Source organism: Kitasatospora sp. NPDC054795, assembly GCF_053611565.1.
On record NZ_JBSHAP010000221.1, the window covers coordinates 1 to 8,186 of the forward strand.

Genomic DNA, 8,186 nt, shown 5'->3' on the forward strand with positions numbered 1-8,186 from the left:
GGCGTGGTGGCCGGGGCGCGCGGGTGGGCGCTGGGGCGGGGCGCTTGCAAGTGGGGCGGCTGGACGGCTGGACGGCTGGACGGCTGGACGGCTGGGCGTTCGGGCGCGGGGAGGCGCGTCGTCAGCGGGCCAGCAGGGGGAGCGGGGCGCCGGTGCGGGCGGGCAGTTCGAGGCGGGTGAGCAGGGCGGAGGGCGAGACCTCGATCACCCGGCAGCCGGCCCGGTGGCGGCAGTGGCGGGCGACGGAGCCGTGCCGCAGGCGGTCCAGGCGGCGGCGGGTGGCGGCGCCGAGGACGAGCAGGTCCTCCGGGCCGGTGACGGCGCCGATCAGGGCGGGCCCGGGTTCGGCGTTGACCACCAGCGGGTGGATGACCAGGCCGGACGGGTAGCCGCCGTAGGCCTGTTCGAAGGCGATGTCGAGGCGCCGGCGGGCGGCGTGCTCCAGTTCGGAGGGCGGGCGCCGGCCGTCCCGCTCGATCGCGGTCCAGGCGGCGACGGGCACCAGCGTCGCTTCGTGTCGGGCTGCTTCGCCGACGGCGTGGTAGAGGGCGGCCAGACTGCTCAGTGACCCGCTCAGGCCGACGATCACTCGGGTGGTCCCGGTCATGGCCGTTCGCCTCCGTCTCTCCGGCGGCTCTCTCCATCGGGCTCCGCCGGTTCGGCACTCCTTGCTTCGGATGACTCAAGTGAACCCCGGAACGGACTCCTCCGTACCGCCGCTGACACCACCATGACGCAGGTCGCACACATCTTGACGGCCTTCTGACAGGGCCCGTCGGTGGCGGTGCGGCGGTGCGGCGGTGTCTCCGGCCGGTGTCTCCGGCCGGTGTCTCCCGGCCGATCTCTCCCGGCCGGTGTCTCAGCCCAGTCCCGGGACGAACTGGATCAGCAGGTCGATCGCCTTGATGCCGAGGAACGGCAGCACCAGCCCGCCCAGTCCGTACACCCGCAGGTTGCGCCGGAGCAGGTCGGTCGCGGAGGCCGGCTGGTAGCGCACGCCGCGCAGGGCGAGCGGGATCAGGGCGACGATGATCAGCGCGTTGAAGATGATCGCGGAGGCGATCGCCGAGGTGGGGCTGTGCAGTTCCATGATGTTGAGGTGGTGCAGCCCGGGGTAGGCGTTCGCGAACATCGCGGGGATGATCGCGAAGAACTTGGCCACGTCGTTGGTGATCGAGAAGGTTGTCAACGCGCCTCGGGTGATGAGGAGTTGCTTGCCCACCCGGATGATGTCGATCAGCTTCGCCGGATTGGAGTCGAGGTCGACCATGTTGCCGGCCTCCTTGGCGGCCGGGGTGCCGGAGTTCATCGCGACGCCGACGTCGGCCTGGGCGAGCGCGGGGGCGTCGTTGGTGCCGTCGCCGGTCATCGCGACCATGTTCCCGGCGGCCTGCTCGCGCCGCAGGTGGGCGAGCTTGTCCTCCGGGGTGGCCTCGGCGAGGAAGTCGTCCACCCCGGCCTCGTCGGCGATGGCACGCGCGGTCAGCGGGTTGTCCCCGGTGACCATGACCGTACGGATTCCCATCCGCCGCAGCTCGGCGAAGCGTTCGGCGATGCCCTCCTTCACCACGTCCTTGAGCTCGACGACGCCCAGTGCCCGTGCGCCGTGCCGGTCGTGGACGGCGACCAGCAGCGGGGTGCCGCCGGACCCGGCGATCCGGTCCACCAGCGGCCCGGCCTCCATCGGCAGCCGTCCACCGGAGTCCACCACCCAGCGGGCGACGGCGCTCGCGGCGCCCTTGCGGATCAGGCAGGTGGTGCCGTCCGGCCAGGTGAGGTCCACGCCGCTCATCCGGCTGTGCGCGGTGAACGGTACGGGCCGCTGTTCGCCGAGTTCGCCGGGGGAGCGCGGCGGCACCCAGTACTGACGGTTCGTCAGTTCGACCAGTGACCGCCCCTCCGGCGTTCCGTCCGCGACGGAGGCCAACTGGGCGGCCTCGGCGAGCTGTTCGGTGGTCGCGCCGGGCAGCGGGTGCAGGGCGACGGCCCGGCGGTTGCCGTGGGTGATGGTGCCGGTCTTGTCGAGCAGCAGCACGTCCACGTCCCCGGCGGCCTCCACCGCCCGGCCGGAGAGCGCGACCACGTTGCGCTGCACCAGCCGGTCCATGCCGGCGATGCCGATCGCGGAGAGCAGCGCGCCGATGGTGGTCGGGATGAGGGCGACCATCAACGCGACCAGCACGATGGTGGTTTGCGGCGCGTGGGCGTAGATGGCCATCGGCTGGAGTGACACGACGGAGAGCAGGAAGACGATGGTCAGCGAGGCCAGCAGGATGTTGAGCGCGACCTCGTTCGGCGTCTTCTGCCGGTCGGCGCCCTCGACCAGGGCGATCATCCGGTCCACGAAGCTCTGCCCGGGCCGCGAGGTGACCCGGACGACCAGGTGGTCGGAGAGGACCTTCGTCCCGCCGGTGACGCCGGTGCGGTCGCCGCCGGACTCCCGGACCACCGGCGCGGACTCCCCGGTGATCGCGGACTCGTCGACGGCGGCGACGCCTTCGACCACCTCGCCGTCCCGCGGGATCACCTCGCCGGCCGGCACGAGGACGATGTCGTGCAGCAGCAACTGCTCGGCGGGAACGACCTCGTGGCGCAGGTCGCGGGTGCCGACCCGCCAGTGCAGAAGCCGTCGCGCCGTGGTGGTGGACCGGGCGCGGCGCAGCGATTCGGCCTGCGCCTTGCCGCGGCTCTCCGCGACGGCCTCGGCCAGGTTGGCGAACAGCACGGTCAGCCAGAGCCAGAAGGAGATCACCCAGGCGAAGACGCTCGGGTGGAGGACGGCGCTGACGGTGGTGAGCGCGGAGCCGCACTCGACCACCAGCATCACCGGGTTGCGCGTCATGGTGCGCGGGTGGAGCTTGCGGACGGCGGCGGGCAGTGCCTCGGCCAGCTGGCGGCGGGTGATCAGCCGGCGGCGGACTCCCGGCGAGGTGGGCCGGTGGCCGGGCGGCGGCTCCGGCGCACGGTCCGGGCGCCGGAACAGGTTCTGCTGGTCGGTGGTGTCCGGGGTGGTGAGGGCCGAACGGCGCATCGTCTCGGGGACCTTCCGGGCCGCCCGGTCGGGTGGGGCGGCGGTTCGGTGGGGCTGCGGGGACGGCGGACAGCCCACCACCGGAGCACCGGGGGACATGCCCGCCTTGACGAGGCCTTGGCGGCGTGGCGGCCGTCCTTGACAGACTCCTGACACCGCGGACGGGCCGCCGCAGGGCCACTGTCAGGAGGGCGTCAAGGACCGGGCCCGGGACGTACGTCATGCGTCAAGGACGGGTGCGGTCGGTGTGCGGAGGGTCTCCACTGGAGGTGTCCGGCCGTACGGGCCGCCGCTGGAAGGGACCTGCCATGACCACTGTCACCGCCGTCATCGACGTCGACGAGCCGCTGGAGCGGATGGTCCGCCCGGTGCCCGTCGCCTGGCGCCGGGACAGCCCCGAGCCGCCGGAACCGGCCCCGGCGGCCGACCGGGAACGCACCCGTCCGGCGCACTGTCGGTTCGCGATGCACTACGAGGACTGACACCCGGACCGACACCCGCCGGAGCACCCCGCCGCCCACGCGCCCGCCCACAGGAGTAGCCGCCATGACCCAGCTCGTCGCCCGGCCCGTCACCGCCCCCGCCCCTGCCTCCGTCGCCACCTCCGCCGACGCGCTCGGCGGCCCCTGGCCGTCCTCGGCGCGGCCCGGCCGGGGAGGCGAGGTGCTGGTCGGCGGCGTGGGACTGGCGGAGGCCGCCGAGCGGTTCGGCACCCCGCTGTACGTGCTGGACGAGGCCGAGGTCCGGGGCCGGGCCCGGGCCTACCGGCGGGCGCTGCCGCACGCCGAGGTGCTGTACGCGGCCAAGGCCTTCCTGTGCAGTGCGATGGCCGACTGGGTGGAGCAGGAGGGGCTGGGGCTGGACGTCTGCTCGTCGGGCGAGCTCTGGCTGGCCGTCTCGGCCGGCTTCCCGGCGCAGCGGATCCTGCTGCACGGCAACGCCAAGTCCCCGGAGGAGCTGCGGCTGGCGCGGCGGCTGCGGGTCGGGCGGATCGTGATCGACGGCCCGGCGGAGATCGCCCGGCTGGCCGCGCTGGTGGCGGCCGACACACCGCAGAAGGTGCTGGTCCGGGTGGTTCCCGGGATCGCCGCCGGGCACCACCCGGCGGTGCGCACCGGGGTCGGCGGGCAGAAGTTCGGTTTCCCGATCGAGGGCGGTGACGCGGCGGACGCCGTCGCCCGGGTGCTCGACCAGCCGGGTCTCGAACTGGCGGGACTGCACTGCCACCTGGGCTCGCAGATCACCTCGGTCGAGCCGTACCTGCTCGCGGTGGACGCGCTGGTGCGGCTGCTCGCCGAGGTGCGGGAGCGGCACGGCGTGGAGCTGCCGGAGCTGGACCTCGGCGGCGGCCACGGCATCCGCTACCTGGCGGGGGACGAGGTGCTGGACCTCGCCGAGTTCGCGGTGCGGGTGACCGACCGGCTGGCGGTGCGCTGCGCGGAGGCCGGGCTGGAGGTGCCCCGGCTGATCGTCGAACCCGGTCGCGCCGTGGCCGGTCCGGCCGCGGTGGCCGTGTACCGGGTGCTGTCCGTCAAGCACTCGGCCGACGGCCGCTGCTTCGTCGCGGTGGACGGCGGCATGAGCGACAACCCGCGCCCGGCGCTGTACGGATCGCCGTACGCGGTGCGGCTGGTCGGCCGCCGTTCGGAGGCGGGGGAGGCGAGGGTGGACGTGGTGGGCCGGCACTGCGAGGCCGGGGACGTGCTGGTGCGGGACGCGCCGCTGCCCGCCGACCTGCGCCCGGGCGACCTGCTGGCGATGCCGGCGGCCGGTGCGTACCAGCTGTCGATGGCGTCCGGCTACAACCTGGTCGGCCGTCCGGCCGTGGTGGCGGTGAAGGACGGCCGGGCGCGGCTGCTGATCCGGCGGGAGACGGTCGAGGACTTCCGCCTGCGCGAGGTCGGCCGCTGACGGCGGGCGGCGGGCGGCGGGCGGCGGACGGCGGTTGCGCGGGAAGTCGGCCCGGCCGACTTCCCGCGCGGAAAAACCAGGTGGGAGGCCGTGTCCGCCGTTGATAGGGTCCCGCCCCGTGACGAACTGGCGCGATATCCATGAGAACGACTGTGCACTCCCCCCGGGGCGCGGGCTGGACGAGTTGACCGCGGAGCTGGCGGAGGCTCTGGGGAGCCCGGACCCCGAGATCAGGGACGGTTACCCGTACGCGGTGCTGGACGCCTGGATACGGAGCGGGGTGATCGACCGCCAGCGGTGTCTGGCGCTCGGTGACCTGATGGCGGAGCGCTTCACCGACCCGCGGATCGAGGCGCGGACCTTCGCCCCGCTCGTCCTGAGGATGATCGTGAACCAGGGCGGCACCAGGCCCGGGTGGCTCGACGCGTTCGCCGCCTGGTACCGCGCGGAGGCCGACCTGCGGGGCCGTGACGACACGCTCGGCTGGCTGCACGCGGTGGCGCACGGCGCGGACCTGCTGGGGGCCTTCGGTCTGCGGCCCGAGGTCGACCCCGGACCGCTGCTCGTGCTCGCCGCCGAGCGCCTGCTCGCCCCGACGGAGTACCTGTTCGCGGAGCGGGAGGACGACCGGCTCGCCAAGGCCGTGGCCCTCGTCCTCACCCGCCCCGACCTGACGCCGGAGCGGTCGAGCGCCTGGCTGGCACCGATCGCCGAGGCCCTCGCCCCGTACGAGTACGGGCCGATGCCGGTCTGGGCCTCCAACACCGTCCGCACCCTGCGGGCCCTGTACCTGCTGGCGGACCTCGGGGTCTGCGCGGAGCGCGGCGGCCGCCCCGTCCCGCTCGCCCACGGCGAGGTGGTCAAGGCCCGGGTGGCCGAGGTGCTGCGCCTGTCGCTCCGATAAGCCGGGGACGGGATCCCCACCCGGTCCACGGGCGCCGAACGTCCTCCAATGTGACGGAACAGGACTGCTTCTGTCGGTTTGTCATCCATAACGCATGAGGTAATTGATGCGAACTCGACCATTTGTGGCGGGTCGCTGTTAGGCTGCGCGACTGAATACGAACTCTCCATGATGTAAAAGGACTTGGAAGAGAGGGTGAAGGATCGCTCCTTCGCCGCCGCCGCCGACACCCGAGGAGCCACGTGAGACCCGAAGACGTCCCCCTGCTGTTCCGGGAGTTGGCCCGCGAGTTCGCCGACGTCACCGACATGTCGGTGGCGGCGACCGGTTCCCTCGCCCGCGGCGACCACCGCACCGGGCCGAGCGGAGACGTCGTCTCCAACCTCGACCTGGTCCACGTCGTGGCCGAGGACGCGGACCTGCCGGAAGTCCGCGACCTGGTGGGACGGAGGATGCGGCGGATCTCCGACACCTTCCGGATCGAGACGACGTCCGTCATCGCCAGGCTCCCGTCGTTCCGGCTGGCCGGCCACGCCCACTACCGGATCAGCATGAGGCCCGAGTGGTTCTGCGACGGCCTCGCACTCGGCCCGGAGGGCTTCGACCTGCCGGGCCGCGACGACGGCGACCCGCACGGGGCACTGGCCTGGATGATGCAGCCCGTCCCCTACTACCTGGCGAAGGCGACGGCCCTGGACCCGACGACCAACCTCGCCAAGGCCCGCAGGGCCGCGACGCGGCTGGCCGACCGGTTCGATCTCAAGGAGGTGCGCGACGGCCTCGACGACCTCCCGCACGCCCTGCGCGCCCTGATCGCCGAGCGCGGCATCACCCCGCTCGAATCCACCGCGCGCTACCTCGCCACCCCCACCCACCCCGCCGTCGCGCAGCTCGTCCGCGACGCGGTCTTCGTCGAGAGCATGGGCCTGTCGTCCGCCGACTCGATGGTCGTCCTGCTGCCGTCCGCCCCGAACTGACCACCACCGGAGAGCACCCCATGTCCACCCGGCAGCACGTGGAGATCCTGCCCCCGCACCCCTTGCGGGCCGGCTACGACAGGTCCTTGGAACGCGGGTCGATAGCCGACGACTTCCAACGGCGCCTGGAGCCGGCCAACTTCAACCCGGGCTACCTCGGCGCCCTGACCGAGCGGGTCGAACTGGCCCTGGGCCGGGACCCGGCGGACGAGACCATGCGCTGGCGCCTGGCGTTCCTGCTGCTCCAGAACAACGCCACCGCGGCCGCCGTCGAACGGGCCGAGGACCTGCTCGCCGGAGCCGTCCTCCCGCAGAGCCGGCGGCTGGCCCACCTGGTGGCCGGGATCCGGAGCCGGGCCGACCTGCCGCGCACCGGGCGTGGCGTCCGGCGGGTCAACTGGTCGATCAACAACCGCTGTCCGATGTCCTGCCAGGGCTGCTACAACCCGTTCGCCGCGGAGCAGATCGACCTGGCCCAGGCGGACCGGATCATCGCGAAGCTGGCCGCGCACGGGACCACCGACCTGGTGCTGGCGGGCGGCGACCCGCTGCTGTGGCCGCCGATCTTCGACGTGGTCGACCACGCGATCGCCGCCGGCCTCAAGGTCGGCCTCGACACCACCGGCTACACGCTCACCGCCGAGAAGCTCGACCGCCTCCGCGGCCTGTCCTCGCTGCGGCTGCCGCTGGACGCCGTCACCGCGGACGTGCAGCGGGCGTTCCGCCGCAGCCCGGACGCCGACCTCCTCCGGGCGCTGCTGGAATCCCTCGCCCTGTGCGACGCCGAGGGCTTCGACCGGGTGCGGGTGCACACCGTGGCGAGTGCCGAGAACCTCCACCAACTGCCGCAGCTCGCCGACGAGATCATGTCCCACCCTTCGGTCGCCCAATGGGTGATCTTCCAGTGGTGGGGCCGGCGGGCGTCGCCGGCCACGGTCCGCAGGCTCGGGGTGGCGGTCGAGGACGTCCGCGCGGTCGTGGACGGGATCCGGCGCGACCACCCCGGCCGGGAGGTCCACCTCGCGGAGAGCAGCGAGCGGGAGCTGCTGAACTGGATGATCCAGTCGAGCGGGCAGGTCGTCACCTTCGGGTCGGGCGCGGAGGAGGAGTTCATCCTGGGCAACCTCCTGACCGACGAGGTCGAGGAGATCCTGACCCACCCGATCCTGGACTTCGAGGCCATGTCCCGCGGGATCCCGGTCACCCCGGGAACGCGCTTCCCCGGCGCCGACGGGGGCGCCCCGTCGGCGGAGGACCGGACCTGACCCGCCGCCCGGGGGCCACCGGGTCTGCGCCGGTGCCCCCGGCGGCGAGCTGGTTCAGGGGCGGGGACGTTACAGCCCCCGCGGCCCCAGCACAAGGA

At 73.4% G+C, this 8,186-nt stretch carries 7 protein-coding genes; 5 read left to right on the forward strand and 2 right to left on the reverse strand.

The window, feature by feature from the left end:
• Nucleotides 1-121: 121 nt before the first annotated feature.
• Together ACWGJO_RS40170 and kdpB are read right to left on the reverse strand one after the other, a co-directional pair.
• The gene (locus ACWGJO_RS40170) at nucleotides 122-607 is read right to left on the reverse strand and encodes a universal stress protein (protein WP_387688558.1); all 486 of its coding nucleotides are present in this window, start codon (nucleotides 605-607) and stop codon (nucleotides 122-124) included.
• Between the two features lie 252 nt (nucleotides 608-859).
• On the reverse strand, nucleotides 860-3,031 hold the full coding sequence (kdpB, locus tag ACWGJO_RS40175) for a potassium-transporting ATPase subunit KdpB (protein ID WP_452190700.1): 2,172 nt from the start codon (nucleotides 3,029-3,031) through the stop codon (nucleotides 860-862).
• A 308-nt stretch (nucleotides 3,032-3,339) separates the two neighbouring features.
• On the opposite strand from kdpB, the gene ACWGJO_RS40180 reads away from it, so the two are divergent.
• From ACWGJO_RS40180 to ACWGJO_RS40200, 5 genes are all read left to right on the forward strand, one after another.
• Nucleotides 3,340-3,513 carry a hypothetical protein gene (locus ACWGJO_RS40180; RefSeq protein WP_452190702.1) on the forward strand — a complete coding sequence of 58 codons (174 nt, stop codon included), beginning with the start codon at nucleotides 3,340-3,342 and terminating at the stop codon, nucleotides 3,511-3,513.
• Between the two features lie 64 nt (nucleotides 3,514-3,577).
• Nucleotides 3,578-4,942: a diaminopimelate decarboxylase gene (lysA, locus tag ACWGJO_RS40185; protein WP_452190704.1), complete on the forward strand. Its 1,365-nt coding sequence runs from the start codon at nucleotides 3,578-3,580 to the stop codon at nucleotides 4,940-4,942.
• Nucleotides 4,943-5,060: 118 nt separating this feature from the next.
• Nucleotides 5,061-5,846: a DUF2785 domain-containing protein gene (locus ACWGJO_RS40190; RefSeq protein ID WP_452190706.1), complete on the forward strand. Its 786-nt coding sequence runs from the start codon at nucleotides 5,061-5,063 to the stop codon at nucleotides 5,844-5,846.
• A 242-nt stretch (nucleotides 5,847-6,088) separates the two neighbouring features.
• Nucleotides 6,089-6,823 (forward strand): hypothetical protein, encoded by a 735-nt coding sequence (locus tag ACWGJO_RS40195; protein ID WP_452190708.1) that lies wholly within the window; start codon nucleotides 6,089-6,091, stop codon nucleotides 6,821-6,823.
• A 20-nt stretch (nucleotides 6,824-6,843) separates the two neighbouring features.
• Nucleotides 6,844-8,088 carry a radical SAM protein gene (locus ACWGJO_RS40200; protein ID WP_452190710.1) on the forward strand — a complete coding sequence of 415 codons (1,245 nt, stop codon included), beginning with the start codon at nucleotides 6,844-6,846 and terminating at the stop codon, nucleotides 8,086-8,088.
• Nucleotides 8,089-8,186 lie beyond the last annotated feature (98 nt).